Consider the following 18799-nt stretch of genomic DNA (forward strand, 5'->3'; position numbering starts at 1 on the left):
ATTAGCGCCATTCCGGCGCTTCTTTGCTGCGAGAGCGATACAAACGCATCGAAGGGCAAGATGGTCAGAAGCCGGACAGCATTGAACCAGAATGAGCTGTTGGGCCGCTACCGGGAGGTTCGAGCGCTCAGCGAAGCGCTCGCTTCCCCCCTTTCCGACGCGGACGCAACGGTGCAGTCGATGCCCGACGCCTCGCCGGCCAAATGGCATCTGGCGCATGTCACCTGGTTTTTCGAGACCTTCGTGCTGCGCGACCATGTCGAATGGTACAGGCCGTTCGATCCGCGCTACGCCTTCCTGTTCAACAGCTATTATGAGGCGGAAGGGCCGCGGCATGCCCGACCCCTGCGTGGCATGCTAACGCGTCCCAGCCTGGAGGACATTCGCGCCTACCGCGCCCATGTTGATACGGCGCTGGCCACGGCGCTGCCGATGCTGCCGCCAGAGGCGCAGGCCATGGTGCTCCTGGGGCTGCATCATGAGCAGCAGCATCAGGAATTGCTGCTGACCGATATCCTGCACCTGCTTTCGCTCAATCCGCTGGAGCCGGCGCTCTACGACGCCGCCAACGACCTGCCCGCGCCGGTGCCAGGGCCGCTGCACTGGATCGAAGGGCGGCAGGGGCTGGTCGAGATCGGCGACGATGGCAGAACGGATTTCGCCTTCGATTGCGAAGGGCCGCGCCACAAGGCGCTGCTGCATCCCCATGCACTGGCGCACCGTTTGATCACAAATGGCGAATGGACCAGCTTCATCGAGGAAGGCGGCTATGGCGACCCTTCGCATTGGCTGTCCGACGGATGGGATTGGGTACAGGCGGGCGGCATAGTGGCGCCGCTTTACTGGCAACGCACCGATCAGGGCTGGACCCGATTCGGGCTCGACGGCCGCAAGCCGGTCAACCCTGCAGCACCTGTCGGGCATATCAGCTTTTATGAGGCGGACGCCTATGCGCGCTGGGCGGGCGCAAGGCTGCCCACAGAGGCTGAATGGGAGAGCGCCGCGCAGAATGTCGCGCCGACCAGCGGCAACCAGTTGGACGATGGAGCCTGCCCCCGTACCCGCGCGGCCGACAGCGGCTCCGCCCTGACGCAGATGTTTGGCGATGCGTGGGAATGGACCGGCAGCGCCTACCGCCCGCATCCCGGCTTCCACCCTGTAGAGGGAGCGGTGGGCGAATATAATGGCAAGTTCATGTCCGGCCAGTTCGTACTGAAAGGCGGCAGCTGCGCCACGCCGCGCGGCCATATGCGGCCGAGCTATCGTAATTTCTTCCACCCCCATCAGCGCTGGCAGTTTACCGGACTGCGGCTGGCGAAGGACCTGTAGAGCCATGTTGCTGACGCAAGATCCGCCACGGGCCGGTCATGAGATCGACCCTGCCTTTCGCCGCGACATATTGGACGGGCTGTCGCATATCCCCAAGGCTACGCCGCCGCTCTGGTTCTATGACCGGCGCGGGTCGGAGCTGTTCGAGGCGATCACGGACCTGCCCGAATATTATCCGACACGAACGGAGACGGCCCTGCTGGAGCGGTGTGGGGACGAATTTGCCGAAGCGATCGGGCCGGGCCGCGCGGTGATCGAATTCGGCGCGGGCAGCGCGCGCAAGACGCCGCATCTGCTCCGCGCTGTCGATCCCGCCGCTTATGTGCCGATCGACATCAGCGGCGACTTCCTGCACCTGAGCAGCCGCGCGCTGTCCTCCGCCTTCCCGGACCTTCCGGTGCTGCCTCTGGTCGGGGATTTTCATCAGGAGCTCACGCTGCCCGCTGCGATCGCAGGACAGCCGCGACTGGGTTTCTTCCCCGGCTCGACGGTCGGTAATATGGAGCCGGATGCCGCAGTCAATCTGCTACGCGCCATGCGGCGCCTGTTGGAGGATGGGGCCATGCTGCTGATCGGCATGGACCGAATCAAGGACGAGCGCCGCCTGATCGCCGCCTATGACGATGCGGCCGGCGTGACGGCCGATTTCAACCTCAACCTTGTCGCGCGGATCAATCGCGAGCTCGACGGCGACCTGCCGCTGGACGGCTTCGCGCACCGGGCGATCTGGAACGATGACAAGGCGCGGATCGAGATGCACCTGCAGGCCGTGCGCCCGCTGCATTTTCACGTCGCGGGCCAATGTTTCAACATGGCCGCGGGGGAGACGATCCATACCGAAAGCAGCCACAAATATGGTCCGCGCGATGCCCGGCTGCTGCTGCGGGCTGGCGGCTGGGAGCCTGTGCGCGAATGGAGCGACGAAGAAGGGCTGTTCTCGTTGATCCTGGCAGAGGCCGCATAAGCGCTATTCCGTCACCCTGGCGGACCAGGTCGTGATCCAGTGCCAGGCGCCGCGGCATTCGCCCATGGCACTGGCTTCGGCGAGCCGGAATGCCTTTCCGTCCCAGACATAGGATTCGCTGCCGCCGCAATCACCCAGGCCCCGTCCTTTTGCATAGCTTTGCAGCGTCGAGGTGAGCGGCGCCCAGTCGACATTCACCAGCATGGGATGGGCGGCATCCTCGCTCCAACCCGGCTGATAGTCGAAGCTGGCGAAGCGAAACGCCCGCCGGCCCGCTATCCCGGTCGCGATCACCGGCACGGACGAGAAATTATAGGCGCCAGCGCCGCACGGAACGAGCACCAAAACCCCCGTTTTGGAGAGCCGATGCAGTTCGGGCGGGGCGGCGTCCTTCATCTCGTCGGCGCAGCCGGTGAACTTGCCCAGCGCGGCCAGTTCCTCGCGCCACAGGGCGGGCGGCTCGGCGCCCTTGGCGATGAGGGCGCGGCGGATCGAGGGCGTCGCTGGCGCGGCACGGGAAACGCTGCGGGCGAGCGGCCCGGTCGCAACCAGAGCGGCCATCGTGCCCGCCCTGCCCTGCCGCGCGTCCATATAGCGAAGCGCGGCTGCGGAGCCGGCAAGCGACGGACGGGCGATAGGTTTCGTCGCGGCGCGCACTTCCAGGGTCGTGCCGCGAGCCATGGCGAAAGCGAGCGCCGCGGCCTGCGGGCCCTGGAGGCTCGTTTCGCCATCCACGCTGGAAGCAGCCGCGATCTTGCGGCCGTCGACGAAGAAGCTCAGTTCCTCCCGTCCCTTGGCATCGCGGCTCACCCAGATTTCCGGATCGGCCGCTGATCCTGCCTCGCGCGTGATTCCCATCATGACAGGCGCGTCGGGCCAGTCGCCACCCTCCGGCAGCAAGGACACCGCCTCGCACCGGTCGCGATTGTCGCAGCCGATGGTCCAGTCCTTGTAGGTTTCCAGCTTGCCCGGCCGGGGCGTCTGCGCGCTGGCCGATGACATAATGAATGCCGACAGCGCCGCTGCCAGCGCGATTATGTGTTTTGCCCCCATGGGTTAACTATAAGGCGGTTAAGGGGAGGATGGTAGAGGGTTGGTTTCGGCACAAGTTCATATGAGAGCTCTCCACCCTACTTCGTCGCCCCGACCTTGAGCCGGGGTCCCGCTTGTTGAGGTCAGGCTCGCCTCATGATGAGCGGGACCCCGATCAAGTCAGGGGTGACGGATGGGATAGTCAGTCGCTCTCCCTCTACCCTTGCCTCGGGTTCACGGGTGAGGCGCGTCGCCACAAAAAAGGCCGGCGTCTCACGACACCGGCCCCTTCGCTTGTCCTGGCAATTCCGACTTATGCAGCCTTCGCCCGCGCCATGCGCTTGCGCTCGTTGGGATCGAGATAACGCTTGCGAAGACGGATCGACTTCGGGGTCACCTCGACCATTTCATCGTCGTCGATATAGGCGATCGCCTGTTCCAGCGTCATGCGCTTGGGCGGGGTCAGGCGGACAGCGTCGTCCTTGCCGCTGGCACGGAAATTGGTGAGCGCCTTGGACTTCATAGGGTTAACCTCAAGGTCTTCAGGCTTGGCGTTCTCACCGATCACCATGCCTTCGTAGAGCGCTTCGCCTACACCCACGAACAGGATGCCGCGTTCCTCAAGCGGGCCCAGCGCATAGGCGTTGGCCTCGCCCGCGCCGTTCGAGATGAGAACGCCATTCTTGCGGCCTTCGATCTTGCCCTTGTGCGGCCCATATTTCTCGAACAGCCGGTTCATGATGCCGGTACCGCGCGTGTCGGACAGGAATTCGCCATGATAGCCGATAAGGCCGCGCGACGGCGCCGAGAAGGTGATGCGGGTCTTACCGCCACCCGAAGGACGCATGTCGGTCATCTCCGCCTTGCGGATGTTCATCTTGTCGACGACCGTGCCGGAGAATTCATCGTCCACGTCAATGACGACGGTTTCATAAGGCTCGGTCTTGCCGCCATTCTCATCCTCGCCGAACAGCACGCGGGGACGCGAGATGCCGAGTTCGAAGCCTTCGCGGCGCATCGTTTCGATGAGGACGCCAAGCTGGAGTTCGCCGCGTCCCGCGACTTCAAAGCTGTCCTTGTCGTCGCTCTCGGTCACCTTGATCGCAACGTTCGATTCGGCTTCGCGGGCGAGGCGATCGCGGATCATACGGCTCGTCACCTTGCTGCCTTCACGACCGGCCATCGGCGAATCGTTCACCGCAAAGCGCATCGAGAGCGTCGGCGGATCGATCGGCTGCGCCTGGATCGGCTCGCTGACCGACGTGTCGCAAATGGTGTTGGCGACAGTCGCGACAGTGAGGCCCGCGAGGCTGATGATGTCGCCCGCTCTGGCTTCGTCGACCGGCACCCGATCCAAGCCCTGGAACGACATGATCTTCGATGCGCGGCCGGTTTCGATCACCTTGCCGTCCATGTCGAGCGCATGGATCGCTTGGTTCACCTTGACCGTGCCGGACTGGACGCGGCCCGTGAGGATACGGCCGAGAAAGTTGTCGCGGTCGAGCAGCGTGACAAGGAAGCTGAACGGTGCGTCCTGCTCCAGCGACGGCGGCGGGACGTGATCGACGATCTTCTGGAACAGCGGCTCCAGCGTGCCTTCGCGGCGCTGCGGATCTTCGCTGGCATAGCCGTTGCGGCCCGAGGCGTAGAGGACGGGGAAGTCGAGCTGCTCGTCATTGGCTTCGAGCGTCACGAACAGGTCGAACACTTCGTCCAGCACTTCCTGGATGCGCTCGTCGGGGCGATCGACCTTGTTGACGACGACGATGGGCTTAAGGCCGAGCGCCAGCGCCTTGCCGGTCACGAACTTGGTCTGCGGCATTGCGCCTTCCGACGAATCGACCAGCAGGATGACGCCGTCGACCATGGAGAGGATGCGCTCCACCTCACCGCCGAAGTCGGCGTGGCCCGGCGTATCGACGATGTTGATGCGGGTGCCGTTCCATTCGACCGAGGTGGGCTTTGCCAGAATGGTGATGCCGCGTTCCTTTTCTAGGTCGTTCGAATCCATCGCGCGCTCCTCGACGCGCTGATTGTCGCGGAAGGTGCCGGACTGGCGGAAAAGCTGATCGACGAGCGTGGTCTTGCCATGGTCGACGTGCGCGATGATCGCGATATTACGCAGGGACATGTTGTGCCTTTGGGATTCATGTTTTCCCGGCCGGCACCGCGCCTGACCAGACTATCGCGCGCGCCCCTACAGGAAATGACGCAATGCGGCAAGTTTGAAGGCTCGCCTGCAGCCAATCCCATTCCGTTCGCTGAGTGGTGGGGTGAGTTTCAGTAGCGCAGCTTGGGATACCAGTCTGCGGGGCGCCCTGCCGGCGTCAGGTCGAGGACCGACCAGAGCGAGGCGATGTCCGGCGCGTCCCGCGGGTCCTGCCCCGGATCGGCCATGTCGAAGCCCATCTCGCTCATCCAGAAGAGGCGCACCTGATCGCCGTCCTTGCGATAGACGACCAGCGCCGGATATTCGCCATCCTCCTTGAGCAGCCCGAGGTCGCGGGCATAATCGTCGCCCACCGTCTGCACGAAGTCGAGGTCGCGCCAGCCACGCTCCTGCGCAAAGGCGGACTGCCGCTCGACAGGGCTACGACCGAGAATCTTCAGCGCAACCTGTTGCTTGATGTCGGCCGCGTTGCCGTTCACCGCGCCCAGCCAGTTGGTGCACATCGGGCATGGGCGTTCCCGCTCCGGCCCATACATCCAGAAGTAGGTGACGAGCGCGTCCTTGTCGCCAAACAGCTGGCTGAGGCCAACCTCAAACCCTGCTCGTCCTTGAAGCGATACTCCTTCTCGATCACCGGCCCCGGTGGCAAGGCCTGCCGCTGCTCGACGAGACTGGTCATATGGCGGCGAAACGCGATCTCTTCCTGCAACAGCGCTTGCCGAGCCTGCGCATAGGCTTCGCTCTCACCGGGAAAGCCGGGGCGGCGCAAGGCCGCCAGTTCCACTGCGGGCTTCAGTGCGTCCATGGTCGCTCTCCTGCCAGTGATTGCCAATGAAGCGCCTCAGGCCCTATACCGTTCCCGATGCGCTTGCGCTTTTGGTGTCATAGCCACATATAACAGCTTGACCCACCGACACGCGACCGGGAGACGATATGGCCAGCACCGCGCCGACCACCACGACGACCGCCGACACGCTCAACCTGACCCCGCCCGACCCGGTGCCGGCGGTTGCGCCGGAGAAAGCTGCGGGCCTGGTGCCACTTGACGATGACAAGCGGTCGAAGCTCGACGAGAAGGTCGATGCCTTTATCGACGACCTCGTCGCGCAGGACGCCAATTCGCCTGAGTTCGGCGCGCGTGTGGACCAGCTCACCAATATGGGGCGCAAGGAGATTGCGGAGGCGGCGAGCCATAGCAACCGCTTCCTCGATCGACCAGTCCGCGCCATGGACAGCGACAACAAGGTCGGCGCCGATCTCGCCGAACTGCGTCGGACGGTGGAGGGCCTCGATCCGGGCAAGCGCGGCAATCTGCTGACGCCCAAGAAGCTGTTCGGCATCATCCCCTTCGGCAACCGGATGCGCGACTATTTCGACGGCTATAAGAGCGCGCAGGGCCATATCAATTCGATCCTCGGCAGCCTCGCCAGCGGCAAGGACGTCCTCATCAAGGACAATGCCGCGATCGATGTCGAGCGGCAGAATATGTGGGCGACGATGGGGCGCCTTGAACAGATGATCCACATCTCGAAGACGCTGGACTCCCGGCTGGAGGCGAAGGCGTTGGAACTGGATTCGACCGACCCTGCCAAGGCGAAGGCGATCCGGGAAAGCGCCCTCTTCTACATCCGCCAGCGCACCCAGGACCTGCTAACGCAAATGGCGGTGACGGTGCAGGGCTATCTTGCGCTCGATCTGGTCAAGAAAAATAATGTCGAACTGGTGAAGGGCGTCGACCGCGCCAGCACCACCACGGTCGCGGCGCTGCGCACCGCCGTCACCGTGGCGCAGGCGCTCGCCGGGCAACGGCTGGTGCTGGAACAGATCACGGCTCTTAACACGACAACCGCGAACATGATCGATTCGACCGGCGAGATGCTGAAGAACCAGACCGCGCAGATCCATGAGCAGGCGGCGTCCAGCACCATCCCGATCGAGACGCTGCAGCGCGCCTTCCAGAATATCTACGATACGATGGACAATATCGACACGTTCAAGCTGAAGGCGCTGGAGAATATGAAGACGACGGTGAACACGCTGTCGAACGAGGTCGAAAAGTCGAAGGGCTATATCGCGCGGGCCGAGGGGCAAGCGCAGGCGGCGAGCGAGGCGCGGGCGGAAAACCCGCTGCTGAGCGCGGTCGAGGGGTGAGGATGACCGCGGTCCTTGAGCAGGTTTGGGCGATATGGGCATGACACGCCCCGACCGCGTGCTGGCTGATGCCGAAGCGGTACTGCGCCGCCACAGCGAGCGGCGGCAGAGCCTATCCGCTCGCGCGCGGCAAAGACGCAACGCAGCGATGATGCGAAAGGCCAAATATGCGTTCTGGGCGGTGCTGGCCGTGCTGATCGGCAGCGCGGTCGCCGGGTTCGTGACGCCCCTTGGCACGAGCGGTGTCATGATCGCGCTGGGCGTGGCGCTGGCAGCGCTGCTGCTGATCGCGGTGCTGCCTGCGGAAAGACGCGTGAGGCCCGAAGCGCTGGCGGACAGCGAATTGAAAGCCCTGCCGCTGCAGACCGAAATCTGGCTCGAAAATCAGCGCAAGGCCCTGCCCGCGCCGGCCGTCACGCTAGTCGACAGCATCGGCGTGAAGCTGGAGGCGCTTGCCCCCCAGTTGGAGCGCTTGGGTGAGCAGGAGCCGGCGGCGCAGGAAATCCGCAAGCTGCTGTCCGATCATCTGCCGGAACTGGTGACCGGATATCAGTCCATCCCCGAGCCGCTGCGGCGCGAGGAGCGCAACGGGCGCGTGCCGGAAAAGCAGCTGGTCGAGGGACTTGGGGTAATCGATTCGGAATTGTCGCGGATGAGCGAGACGCTGGCGAGCGGCGACCTCGACAAGCTGGCGGTCCAGAACCGCTTTCTCGAGCTTAAATATCAGGAAGCAAAGGAACTTGGGCAGTAGCGCCCGATTTCCGTCCCCATGATCCACCTGACCTTGATCATCGTCGATTTCCTGACCGGGCTGCTCGCGGCCGGCGCATGGGCGCTCGCATCGGCTGGCGGCGCGATCGCGGCGGTGGTGGGAGGCGGGCTGGTCGGCGCCTCGCTGTTCCGGCGGTGGCGGCGCAAGAGCTGATCAGGCCGGAAAATCAGGACCGCATCGCGCAAGGAATGACAGAGCGCGGATCGGGCCGCGCGGTGCTGCGGCGGAAGCGCGCGATATAGCCGCCGGCGGTCGGCTTTGGCACCAGTTCAACAAGGCGAAAGCCCATGGCCGCGAATTCGCAGGCGAGCAGGCGCGGCGGCGTGCCATGCTGGACCGTGGGCCGGTTCGCATCGACCACGATCAGTTCGCCGTCGGGCTTGAGCGCGGGGCTGAGGTTCCAGAGGAAGGCGTAGGGCTCGGCGATCTCATGATACATATGGACCATGAAGATGCGGTCGAAGCTGTTTTCCGGCAGCCTCGGATCCTCGGGCGCGCCCAGCTTGACGCTGACATTGCCCCAATCCTCTCGCGTGATGCGGCGGGACAGCGCCTCTATCACCTCGGGCATGATGTCTTCGGCAAGGACACGGCCCTTGGGACCGACGCGGTTTGCCAGCCGGACGGTATAATAGCCTTCGCCCGCCCCGATGTCGGCCACGGTCATGCCTGGCCGGATGCCGGCGCGATCCATGATATCTTCCGCCTCGTTAAGGCGGTCGCGCGCCTCCTCGCTCGACCAGCGGGTGGAGACGATCGGGGCAACGGGACGGTCGGCGCGCGGGAAGGCGCGGGCCGCCGCTGGGCGGTCATGGTCCTTGTCCGACGCGAAGGGGCCGCAGCCCGCCAGCAGGAGCAAGCAGCCCGCCAGCCCCCGAAGCTGCATCAGTCGACATCCTCCACATCGACCTTTTCGCCCGTCACCTTCTGGCTGAGCGCGGCCGCCATGAACGGATCGAGCGCGCCGTCCAGCACATCGTCGGGCGAGGTGGAGGTGACGCCGGTGCGCAGGTCCTTCACCAGCTGATAGGGTTGAAGGACGTAAGACCGGATCTGGTGGCCCCAGCCGATTTCGGTCTTGGCCTGATATTCGCCGGACGCCGCCTCCTCGCGGCGCCGCAGTTCCGCTTCATAGAGGCGCGCCTTCAGCATGTTCATCGCCGTCGCGCGGTTCTTGTGCTGCGATCGGTCATTCTGGCTGGCGACGATGATGCCCGAGGGAACGTGGGTGATGCGGACGGCAGAGTCGGTCGTGTTGACGTGCTGCCCGCCCGCGCCCGAGGCACGATAGGTGTCGATCTTGAGATCGCTTTCATTGACCTCGATCTCGATATTGTCGTCGATCACCGGATAGACCCAGACGGACGAAAAGCTGGTGTGGCGGCGCGCCGAACTGTCATACGGGCTGATGCGGACCAGGCGATGCACGCCGCTCTCGGTCTTGGCGTAGCCATAGGCATTTTCGCCCTTGAACAGGAAGGTCGCCGACTTGATGCCCGCCTGATCGCCTGCCTGATAATCGACCAGTTCCACCTTGTAGCCGCGCCGTTCGGCCCAGCGGCGATACATGCGGCTCAGCATCTCCGCCCAGTCCTGGCTTTCGGTGCCGCCCGCGCCTGCGTGGATTTCCAGATAGGTGTCGCTGGCGTCGGCCTCGCCAGCGAGCAACGCCTTGATCTTGTCCTCATCAGCGCGATCCGCAAGCGCCTTCAGGGAGGCGATGGCTTCGGTGACCATGTCCTCATCGCCCTCGGCCTCGGCCATTTCGATGAGTTCGGCCGTATCGGTCTTTTCCGTGTCGATCGCGCGGGTGGCGCCAATCGCGGCGTCCAGCCGGGTGCGCTCGCGCATCACTTCCTGGGCTTGTTTCTGATTTTCCCAGAGCGTCGGATCCTCGACGCGGGCATTCAGCTCATCAAGCCGGCGAAGGGCGCGATCCCAGTCGAGGAAGCGGCGCAGCAGGTCCAGCGCGGCATCGATACGGTCGATATATTGCTGCGCTTCGGCGCGCATGGGAACTCTCCAGAAAATTCGGGGCGCTGCGTGAAACGCGCTAAACGCTGCCCCTATCCGAGGGCGGCGAATTTGGAAAGGTTCAATCCTCCCGTCCTCCTCGCCACATCCGTTCACCCTGGCCTGCCGAAGCGCGCGCGCGAACTCCGCCCCTTCAGTATATCCCGCCCTGGTCCTGCAGGAAGTCGCTGTCGCTGCGCTGGCGCCGCTGGATGACCGCGTCGGCCCGGGCGGCGGCCTTTTCCTGCGCGGCGACTTCTTCCTTGCGGATCGAGCGGCGCGGCTCGCTTTCCGGCTTGAAGGCTTCCCATATCACGGCGGGCTTGGGCTCGTCGGTCGGCCATACGCCATAGACGCGCTTGCCCGAGCGGCGGTCGATCGTAACCATGCGGATACCGGCCGGGGCGACGAAGGGCGTCTTGGGCATGGTTTCCAGCACCGGCGCCATGGCCGCCTTCCAGATCGGCGCGGCGACGCGGCCGCCCTGCGCCCAGCCGCCCAGGCTGCGCGGCTGGTCATAGCCGACATAGACGCCTGCGACGAGGTCGGGCGAACCGCCGACGAACCAGACATTGGTCGGGCCGTTGGTGGTGCCAGTCTTGCCGAACAGCGGGCGCTTGAGGTCGGCGAGCACGGTCGCGGTGCCGCGCTGGATCACGCCTTCTGCGATGTGGACGACCTGATAGGCGGTCATCGGGTTCATCACCTGCCGTCCCTCGAAGCCGAAGCGCGGCATGGGCTTGCCGTCCCAGTTCGCCATGTTGCAGCCGTCACAGGCGCGCCAGCGGTGCGGCCAGATCACCTTGCCGCGGCGGTCCTGCACATAGTCCATGACCTTGGGGCTAAGCTGGCGCCCCTGATTGGCCAGCATGGCATAGGCGTTCACCATGCGCTCGACTGTGGTTTCGCCGGCCCCCAGCGCGAAGGAGAGATAGGGCTGGTAATCGCCGATGCCCATCGCCTTGATCGTGCGGACGACACGTTCCATGCCGGTCTGCGACGCGGCGCGCACCGTCATCAGGTTGCGCGATTGCTCTACGCCCCAACGCATGGTCTGCGGCCCGGCGCTGCCGCCGGTGAAGTTACGGAAGCATTTTTGCCCGAGCCCCGCGCCCTGATAGACGCACAACGGGCCATCGACGATGATCGAGGCGGGGGTCATGCCATTGTCGAGCGCAGCGGCATAGACGAAGGGCTTGATCGTCGAACCCGGCTGGCGCATCGCCTGCGTCGCGCGGTTATAGGAAGACAAGCGACTGTCGAACCCGCCCTGCATGGCGAGGATGCGGCCGCTATGCGTCTGTTCGACCACCATGCCGCCGGACACTTCGGGAACGTTGCGCAGCGCCCAGCTGGAGCCGTTGCGCGCGACGACGATCAGATCGCCCGGCTTCATCGAGGCGAAGGCGGGTCCGCCAGCCTTGCGATAGGGAAGCTGAGCAGCGTCGGCCGGGAGCGTGCCGGTGGTGCCGTCGGAGAAGCCGATCTGCGCCGAGGAGGAACTGCGGCTGATCACTGCCGCGACGCGCCACCCGGCATAATCGACGCTGATGTAGCTCGCCGCCAGTTCGCGTTCCCAGCCGCGGTCCATGTCGATCTTGCCGACGGGACCAGACCAGCCCTTGCCCGCGTCGAAACGCAGCAGGCCGTTGCGGAGCGCCGTGGCCGTACCCTCCTGCATCTTCGGGTCATAGGGGCTGCGCACCCAAAGGCCGCCTGCATAGACGCTGTTGGCCCCATCAGACGCCTTTTCCCCGAACAGCTGGATCAGGCGACGACGCACCTCCTCCATATAATAGCCGCCGGCGCGCGCGTCGAAGCCAGAGCCATGCGCGGCCACGGTGCCGAGCGGCTGGGCGATCGCCTCGTCCCGCTGCGCCTGCGTGATCCAACCGTTTTTGTACATCTCGCCGAGCGCCCAGTTGCGGCGTTCCAGCGCGCGTTCATGGCCGGTCGGGCTTTCGGGGCGGTAATTGGCCGGCCCCTTGGGCAGGATCGCCATGTAGGCCATCTCATGCAGCTTCAGGTCCGCCACGTCCTTGTCGAAATAAGCGCGGGCCGCGGCCTGCACGCCATACGCATTGCGACCGAGGAAGATCTGGTTGAGGTAGAGTTCCAGAATCTGCTGCTTCGTCAGCACGCTCTCCATGCGATAGGCCAGGATCATCTCCTTGACCTTACGCGTGGGGGAATATTCGTCACCGATCAGCAGGTTCTTGGCGACCTGCTGCGTGATGGTGGAGCCGCCGCGCGCGCGCTGGCCCGAGCCGATCTTGGTCGCATAGTCGAACACCGCACCAACGAAGCCTGGGATATCTACGCCATGATGCTCGAAGAAGGTCTTGTCCTCGGCCGCCAGATAGGCCCGGATCAGCAATGGCGGATAATCGCTATATTGCAGCTGGACGCGGCGTTCGCGCGCATAGCTGTGCACCGGCTGGCCGTTGATGTCGCGCACGATGGTGGGCAGCGGCGGCTCATATTCCAGCAGCGTCGCCGCATCGGGTAGCCCGCGCGCGAAGATCAGCCAGAAGAGGAAGATCGCGACAAGGAAACCACCCATCCCGATGGCGAGCCAGCGGAACCAGCGGCGGTCCCAGTGGGGCGCGAGGCGCTCCCGAAAGCTGCTGCTCCCACGGCGCAGGCGGTGGGCGAGGGACGGTGCGGCGTTTTCGGGGCGAGCCTCTTCCATGATGTCGCAGGCTCTAAGGACAAAAGAGCTTCAGCGCCAGTGCGGATCGACAGGCCGATTCAGCCACCCCCGCCAGCGCCGCGCAGGGCCAGACGGCGCGCGAAATGCACCTCAATGGCGCGCGCGAGGCCGCGGGCGATGTTCGCCTGCCCTTCCTTCGATGCCAGGAACGCGGCATCATCAGGGTTGGAGATATAGCCTGTCTCGAACAGCACCGATGGCGTGTCGGGCGCCTTCAGCACCATGAGTGAGGCGAACCGGTGATAGGCGGCGCGGAAAGGCACAAAAGGCGCGGCTTCCCGCTGCAGCAGGCGCGCGAAGCTGACGGAAACATTCATCGACTCCCGCTGCGTCAGGTCGATGAGGATCGAGGACACATCGCTTGATTGCCCGCCGAGATTGACCCCATTCAACACGTCCGCCTTGTTTTCCCGCGCAGCCAGGCGAGCGGCCTCCCTGTCGGAGGCGGTTTCGGACAGGGTATAGACGGTCGCGCCCCGCGCCTGGTCGTTGTCAGCCGAATCCGCGTGGATCGAGATGAACAGGTCGGCATTGAGTTGCCGCGCTATACCGTAACGTTCCTGCAGCACGAGGAAGCGGTCATCGTCGCGCGTGAGCGCCACGCGGATGCGGCCGGACTTGAGCAGCTGGTCGCGGACCTGCTCCGCGATGGCGAGGGTCACATCCTTTTCCCGCTCGCCCGCCTTTTCATTGACGGCGCCCGGATCATGGCCGCCATGACCGGCGTCGATCACCACCAGCGGACGCGATGTGTCGCGCGGGCCCTCGACGCGCGGCAGGGTAACCCCACGCGCGACGGGCGGAATAGGCACGGTGATGCTGTGCAGGCGCTTTCTCGGACGGGGCGCCATATAAACTGCCAGGTCGAAATGCGTCACCGCCCGATCAGCTTTGATCAGCGCGGGAGTGTCGGGTTGTGCGGGAACGCCGGGCAGGACTATGCCTGCAAGCGCAAGACACTGGAGCATGGCCGCTTTTGCAACGCGCCTGCTACGCCCGTCCAGCCCTATTTCAGGGCGCCTGCCTGACGGGAAACAATATTTCTCGGAGCCGTTGCCCCTCCGCTTTTTGGCTGCTACCCATTCACATTCCTGAAAGCCTTGCCCATATTGGGCCTGGCTCATCTCAGGAGCTTTCACGATGGCATCGGCCGGCATCTCGCCCAGCCAGATGCACGAACAGGTTGACGCTGCATGAGGCATGATTTCCAACCCACGCTGGGCCCGGTACCGGGCGATGCGGCGTGGCTGGTCGTGTCCGGCTCCATGTCCGGCCCTGCCGACGCAGCAGACACAAGCATTTTCCTTGAAAACCGGGCGATGCAGCAACTCGCGCCGCCCCCCTACTATCGCGTGGCAGCGCGGCCCAGCGCCGCTGGCCGCCCACGCCGGAGACTATTAAATGACAATGCGTATGCTGATCGATGCGCGCCACCGGGAAGAAACCCGGGTCGCGGTCGTCAAAGGTAACCGGATCGAGGAGTTCGACTTCGAATCGGCCGAGCACAAGCAGCTCAAGGGTAATATCTACCTCGCCAAGGTTACCCGCGTAGAACCGTCGCTGCAGGCGGCTTTCGTCGATTACGGCGGCAACCGCCACGGCTTTCTCGCCTTCAGCGAAATCCATCCCGACTATTATCAGATCCCCCGCGAGGACCGCGAAGCGCTGCTGCGCGAAGAACGCGAGCACGCCGAGGAAGAGGCTGCCCTTCGCGCCGATTTCGAGGATGACGAGGAGCATGGCGCATCCGACGACGGGCTGGAGGTCGTAGAGGCCACGCACCATCATGACGATGAGGAGCATGAGGGCGAAGGCAACGGCGCTGAAGCAGCCGAGAATGGTAATGGCAACGGCCGGGGCCGGGGCCGTCGCGGTAAGGGCGACGAAGCCGCCGACGAGCTGCGCCGCAAGCGCATGGCGCTGCGTCGTCGCTACAAGATCCAGGACGTCATCAAGCGCCGCCAGGTGCTGCTGGTGCAGGTCGTCAAGGAAGAGCGCGGCAACAAGGGCGCGGCGCTGACCACCTATCTCTCGCTCGCCGGCCGCTATTGCGTGCTGATGCCCAACACCAGCCATGGCGGCGGGATTTCGCGCAAGATCAGCAACGCGGCCGATCGCAAGCGGCTGAAGTCGATCATCGCGGAGATGAACCTGCCCTCCACAATGGGCTGCATCGTCCGCACCGCCGGTCTTCAACGCACCAAGCCGGAGATTAAGCGCGACTTCGACTATCTCGCCCGCCTGTGGGACGAAATTCGCGAAAACACGCTGAAGTCCGCCGCTCCCGCGCTGATCCACAATGACAGCGACCTCATCAAGCGGGCGATCCGCGATATCTATAACAAGGATATCGAAGAGGTCATCGTCGAGGGCGAATATGGCTACAAGGCCGCCAAGGACTTCATGAAGCTGTTGATGCCCAGCCATGCGCGGCGGGTGCAGCAATATGCCGACGCGGTGTCGCTGTTCCAGCGCGCGGGCGTCGAGGATCAGTTGGCGGCGATGTACAATCCCGTCGTGCAGCTGAAGTCCGGCGGTTATCTGGTGATCAACCCGACGGAGGCGCTGGTGTCGATCGACATCAACTCCGGCCGCTCCACCCGCGAACATGGCATCGAGCAGACCGCCGTCGCCACCAATCTCGAGGCCGCGCGCGAAATCGCCCGCCAGCTGCGCCTGCGCGACATGGCGGGCCTGGTCGTCATCGACTTCATCGACATGGAGATGAACTCCAACATCCGTAAGGTCGAAAAGGCGATGAAGGAGGCGCTGAAGGACGATCGCGCCCGCATCCAGGTCGGCCGCATTTCGGGCTTCGGCCTCATGGAAATGAGCCGCCAGCGTCTGCGCACCGGCGTATTGGAAGCCTCGACCCGCCAGTGCCCGCATTGCGAAGGCACGGGCCTTGTCCGCACAGCTTCGTCGGCGGGCCTTTCCGCGCTGCGCATGCTGGAAGAGGAAGCCGCGCGCGGTCGCGGCAACCTGGTCACGCTGCGCGCGAGCCAGGAAGCCGCCTTCTACGTCCTCAACAACAAGCGCCGCGAGCTGGACGAGATCGAGCAGCGCTATGGCGTCACCATCGCGATCCTGCCGGATGGCGAGGTTGAAGGCGCGCGCATGTCGGTCGAAGCCAGCGGTCCGCGTCCGGAGCGGATCGTCGAATATGCGCCGCTCGTCGAGGACGATGACGATCTCGATATCGTCGAGGAACTGGACGAGGAAGAGGTCGAGGAAGTCGAAGCCGCGCGTGAAGAGCGTGCCGATCGTGGCGAAGAGCGCGAAGGCCGCCGTCGCCGCCGCCGCCGCCGCCGCCGCGGTGGTCAGCGCGACGAGCAGCATGCCGAGGCTGCGCATGAGGCCGAGGCTGGCGACGAAGCCGAAGGCGGCGACGAAGAGGCTGAAATCGAGGACGATGCCGAGGCTGAGGCTGCTCCGGTCGAGGCGGTCGCCGAGGGCGAAGGCGAAGGCCGCCGTCGCGGCCGGCGCGGTCGTCGTGGCGGACGCCGCCGCCGCGAGGCGGGCGAAGGCGTGGCTGAGGAAGCCCTGACTGAGGGCTCGGCCGCCAGCGATGAAGCGGTGGAGGCCGTTGACGCGGAAACTGCTGCTCCGGAACCTGCTGCCGAGACAACGCCCGAAGTGTCGTCCGAGGAGGAGGCGCCCAAGACGCGCCGCCGTCCCCGGGCGCGCAAGGTGAAGGAAGCCGCCGCACCTGCTGCCGAGGCCGTCGAGACGGAAGTAAAGGTTCCGGCGGAAGCGCCTGCTGCCGAAGCACCGGCTGAGGAAGCCCCGGCCAAGCCCAAGCGCGCCCGCCGCAAGAAGGCGGAGCCCGCTGTCGAGGAAGCCGCCGAAGCAGCGCCTGCTGTCGATGAAGTCCCGGCCAAGCCGAAACGCACCCGCCGGAAGAAAGCCGTGGAAGCTGCTGAATCGGCAGTAGAGGCCGTTCCCGCTGATGCCGCTCCGGCGGAAGCTGCGCCTGCTCCCGAAGCAGCGGCCGAAACCGCCTCGCCGGAAGCGGAAGTGGCGACCGTAAACGGTGCCACCGAAACCGACATGGCCGAAGAAGAAGGCGGCGCCCCGCGACGCGGTTGGTGGCAGCGCACCTTCGGTCAGTAACTTCGGCTGACGCCATGAGGAGCGCCGCCCCCTTTCCAGTGCGCTGGTCAGGCGGGCGGCGTTCCCGCTTCAGCCCGAGTTCATGCGCTTGGCCGCACCCGGTCTGCACGATGCGCTTCTCTCACCTCTCCCGGATGGCTGCGGCATGAAAGGTCGCTGGCTTCGCATGGCCGCGATCGCCGCAGCGTCGCTGGCGATGCTCGCACGTCCGGTGGCGGCGCAGCAGATCCTGCGCGACGCCGAGACGGAGGCCTTCATGGCCGAAATGTCGGGACCGCTGGTGCAAGCGGCCGGCATGGAGCCACGCAATGTCCAGGTGCTGGTCCTCAACGACCCGGAGATCAACGCATTTGTCGCTGGCGGGCAATATGTGTGGGTGCATAGCGGCCTGATCGCCGCCGCCGACAATGTGAACCAGCTACAGGGCGTGGTCGCGCATGAGCTCGGCCATATCGAGGGCGGCCACATCATCCGCTCCGCAGAGGGAATGAAGGCGGCTACAGGCATCACCCTGCTCAGCCTGGTGCTGGGCGCCGCCGCCATAGCCGCAGGCGGCGCCGAGGCCGGCATGGGCATTTTGGGCATGGGCCAGCAGGCGGCGATGGGCAAGTTCCTCGCCTTTTCCCGCGCGCAGGAAAGCTCAGCCGACCTTGCCGGTGCGCGCTACCTCAGCAAGGCGGGATTATCGGGCAAGGGCAGCCTCGACTTCTTCAAGAAGCTGCAAAATCAGGAATATCGCCTCGCCATACCGCAGGATGACAGCTATGGCCGCACTCACCCGCTTTCGGGCGAGCGCATCCAGGTTTTGCGGGAAGTCTATACGGTCGATCCGGCTTGGAACAAACCGGTCGATCCGAAACTGGAGGCCCGGTTCGAGCGGATCAAGGCAAAACTGTACGGCTTTGTGTCCGAACCGAACCAGACGCTGAACAAATATCCGGAAAGCGACCAGTCGGCCCCTGCCCATTATGCCCGCGCCTATGCCTGGCACAAAAGCGCCTATCCGCAGAAGGCGCTGGATGAGGTGGACGCGCTGCTCGCGTCGGCGCCGCACGACCCTTATTTTCTGGAGCTGAAGGGCCAGGTTCTGCTGGAGAGCGGCAAGCCTGCCGAGGCCATTCCCCCGCTGCGCGAGGCGGTGCGTGCCACCAACCAGCCGCTGATCGCGACGCTGCTCGGCCATGCCCTGATCGCGACGGAGGATGAGGGCAATTTCGCCGAGGCGGAACAGGTGCTGCGAAACGCGATCGCCCGCGACCGCGAAAATCCCTTCGCCTGGTATCAGTTGGGCGTCGTCTATGAACATCGCGGCGACACACCCCGCGCGGCACTGGCGACGGCGGAACGTTATGCGCTCATGGGACAGGACGAGATGGCGCTGCGCAGCGCTGACGCTGCCATGCAGGGGCTGAAAGCCGGCACGGTTGACTATCTGCGCGCACAGGATATCGCCATGGTTTCACGTGCAGCCGTCGAGCAGAAGCGGAAGAAGAGATGACCGAAACCCGGCCCGGCTTTCGCGCGGCGCTTTCCAACAGGACC

General features: G+C 64.9%; 13 protein-coding genes and 1 pseudogene. 7 read left to right on the plus strand and 7 right to left on the minus strand.

All coding sequences use genetic code 11. The features are described from left to right. Positions 1–60: 60 nt before the first annotated feature. The gene (egtB, locus tag L858_RS0113565) at positions 61–1329 is read left to right on the plus strand and encodes an ergothioneine biosynthesis protein EgtB (RefSeq protein WP_028056122.1); all 1269 of its coding nucleotides are present in this window, start codon (positions 61–63) and stop codon (positions 1327–1329) included. A gap of 4 nt (positions 1330–1333) precedes the next feature. Continuing rightward, positions 1334–2293, plus strand: coding sequence for an L-histidine N(alpha)-methyltransferase (egtD, locus tag L858_RS0113570; protein ID WP_022683698.1), 960 nt, complete (start codon positions 1334–1336; stop codon positions 2291–2293). A gap of 3 nt (positions 2294–2296) precedes the next feature. Here the strand turns inward: egtD and L858_RS0113575 are convergent, their stop codons facing one another. The 3 genes and pseudogenes from L858_RS0113575 to L858_RS20165 form a co-directional block, all read right to left on the minus strand. Then, a complete protein-coding gene (locus L858_RS0113575) occupies positions 2297–3346 on the minus strand; it encodes a DUF1176 domain-containing protein (protein WP_022683699.1) in 1050 nt (349 codons plus the stop codon). Positions 3347–3638: 292 nt separating this feature from the next. Next, on the minus strand, positions 3639–5456 hold the full coding sequence (gene typA / locus L858_RS0113580; protein WP_022683700.1) for a translational GTPase TypA: 1818 nt from the start codon (positions 5454–5456) through the stop codon (positions 3639–3641). A gap of 149 nt (positions 5457–5605) precedes the next feature. Next, positions 5606–6300, minus strand: a pseudogene (locus tag L858_RS20165) (DUF899 family protein). 128 nt (positions 6301–6428) lie between these two features. Here L858_RS20165 and L858_RS0113590 point away from each other — a divergent pair. From L858_RS0113590 to L858_RS22000, 3 genes are read left to right on the plus strand one after another with little or no spacing between them, the layout of a single operon-like run. Further along, positions 6429–7646 carry a toxic anion resistance protein gene (locus L858_RS0113590; protein WP_022683701.1) on the plus strand — a complete coding sequence of 406 codons (1218 nt, stop codon included), beginning with the start codon at positions 6429–6431 and terminating at the stop codon, positions 7644–7646. Positions 7647–7686: 40 nt separating this feature from the next. Next, on the plus strand, positions 7687–8397 hold the full coding sequence (locus L858_RS0113595) for a hypothetical protein (protein ID WP_028056123.1): 711 nt from the start codon (positions 7687–7689) through the stop codon (positions 8395–8397). Positions 8398–8415: 18 nt separating this feature from the next. After that, positions 8416–8571, plus strand: coding sequence for a hypothetical protein (locus L858_RS22000; protein ID WP_022683703.1), 156 nt, complete (start codon positions 8416–8418; stop codon positions 8569–8571). A 13-nt stretch (positions 8572–8584) separates the two neighbouring features. Here L858_RS22000 and L858_RS0113605 read toward each other — a convergent pair whose 3' ends face one another. The 4 genes from L858_RS0113605 to L858_RS20170 form a co-directional block, all read right to left on the minus strand. Continuing rightward, positions 8585–9304, minus strand: coding sequence for a class I SAM-dependent methyltransferase (locus tag L858_RS0113605; RefSeq protein ID WP_022683704.1), 720 nt, complete (start codon positions 9302–9304; stop codon positions 8585–8587). Continuing rightward, positions 9304–10431: a peptide chain release factor 2 gene (gene prfB / locus L858_RS0113610; protein WP_022683705.1), complete on the minus strand. Its 1128-nt coding sequence runs from the start codon at positions 10429–10431 to the stop codon at positions 9304–9306. The genes L858_RS0113605 and prfB overlap by 1 nt, the downstream gene beginning before the upstream one ends. A gap of 154 nt (positions 10432–10585) precedes the next feature. Further along, positions 10586–13123, minus strand: coding sequence for a penicillin-binding protein 1A (locus tag L858_RS0113615; protein WP_022683706.1), 2538 nt, complete (start codon positions 13121–13123; stop codon positions 10586–10588). A gap of 59 nt (positions 13124–13182) precedes the next feature. Next, positions 13183–14112 carry an N-acetylmuramoyl-L-alanine amidase family protein gene (locus L858_RS20170; RefSeq protein WP_022683707.1) on the minus strand — a complete coding sequence of 310 codons (930 nt, stop codon included), beginning with the start codon at positions 14110–14112 and terminating at the stop codon, positions 13183–13185. A 433-nt stretch (positions 14113–14545) separates the two neighbouring features. On the opposite strand from L858_RS20170, the gene L858_RS0113625 reads away from it, so the two are divergent. Both L858_RS0113625 and L858_RS0113630 read left to right on the plus strand, forming a co-directional pair. After that, entirely contained in the window at positions 14546–17257 is a 2712-nt protein-coding gene (locus tag L858_RS0113625; RefSeq protein ID WP_037504778.1) for an Rne/Rng family ribonuclease, read from the plus strand. 145 nt (positions 17258–17402) lie between these two features. After that, the gene (locus L858_RS0113630) at positions 17403–18755 is read left to right on the plus strand and encodes a M48 family metalloprotease (protein WP_022683709.1); all 1353 of its coding nucleotides are present in this window, start codon (positions 17403–17405) and stop codon (positions 18753–18755) included. The last annotated feature ends 44 nt before the right edge of the window (positions 18756–18799 follow it).

The sequence above is a fragment of the Sphingobium bisphenolivorans genome (assembly GCF_000412635.1).
GTDB lineage: Bacteria > Pseudomonadota > Alphaproteobacteria > Sphingomonadales > Sphingomonadaceae > Sphingobium > Sphingobium bisphenolivorans.

Bases quoted from the DNA above. Each gene is read 5' to 3' on its own strand.
- prfB (WP_022683705.1), bottom strand. From the start codon at position 10,431: ATGCGCGCCGAAGCGCAGCAATATATCGACCGTATCGATGCCGCGCTG.
- typA (WP_022683700.1), bottom strand. From the start codon at position 5,456: ATGTCCCTGCGTAATATCGCGATCATCGCGCACGTCGACCATGGCAAG.
- L858_RS0113595 (WP_028056123.1), top strand. From the start codon at position 7,687: ATGACACGCCCCGACCGCGTGCTGGCTGATGCCGAAGCGGTACTGCGC.
- L858_RS0113615 (WP_022683706.1), bottom strand. From the start codon at position 13,123: ATGGAAGAGGCTCGCCCCGAAAACGCCGCACCGTCCCTCGCCCACCGC.
- L858_RS22000 (WP_022683703.1), top strand. From the start codon at position 8,416: ATGATCCACCTGACCTTGATCATCGTCGATTTCCTGACCGGGCTGCTC.
- egtD (WP_022683698.1), top strand. From the start codon at position 1,334: ATGTTGCTGACGCAAGATCCGCCACGGGCCGGTCATGAGATCGACCCT.
- L858_RS0113575 (WP_022683699.1), bottom strand. From the start codon at position 3,346: ATGGGGGCAAAACACATAATCGCGCTGGCAGCGGCGCTGTCGGCATTC.
- L858_RS0113630 (WP_022683709.1), top strand. From the start codon at position 17,403: ATGAAAGGTCGCTGGCTTCGCATGGCCGCGATCGCCGCAGCGTCGCTG.
- egtB (WP_028056122.1), top strand. From the start codon at position 61: ATGGTCAGAAGCCGGACAGCATTGAACCAGAATGAGCTGTTGGGCCGC.
- L858_RS20170 (WP_022683707.1), bottom strand. From the start codon at position 14,112: ATGCTCCAGTGTCTTGCGCTTGCAGGCATAGTCCTGCCCGGCGTTCCC.
- L858_RS0113605 (WP_022683704.1), bottom strand. From the start codon at position 9,304: ATGCAGCTTCGGGGGCTGGCGGGCTGCTTGCTCCTGCTGGCGGGCTGC.
- L858_RS0113625 (WP_037504778.1), top strand. From the start codon at position 14,546: ATGACAATGCGTATGCTGATCGATGCGCGCCACCGGGAAGAAACCCGG.
- L858_RS0113590 (WP_022683701.1), top strand. From the start codon at position 6,429: ATGGCCAGCACCGCGCCGACCACCACGACGACCGCCGACACGCTCAAC.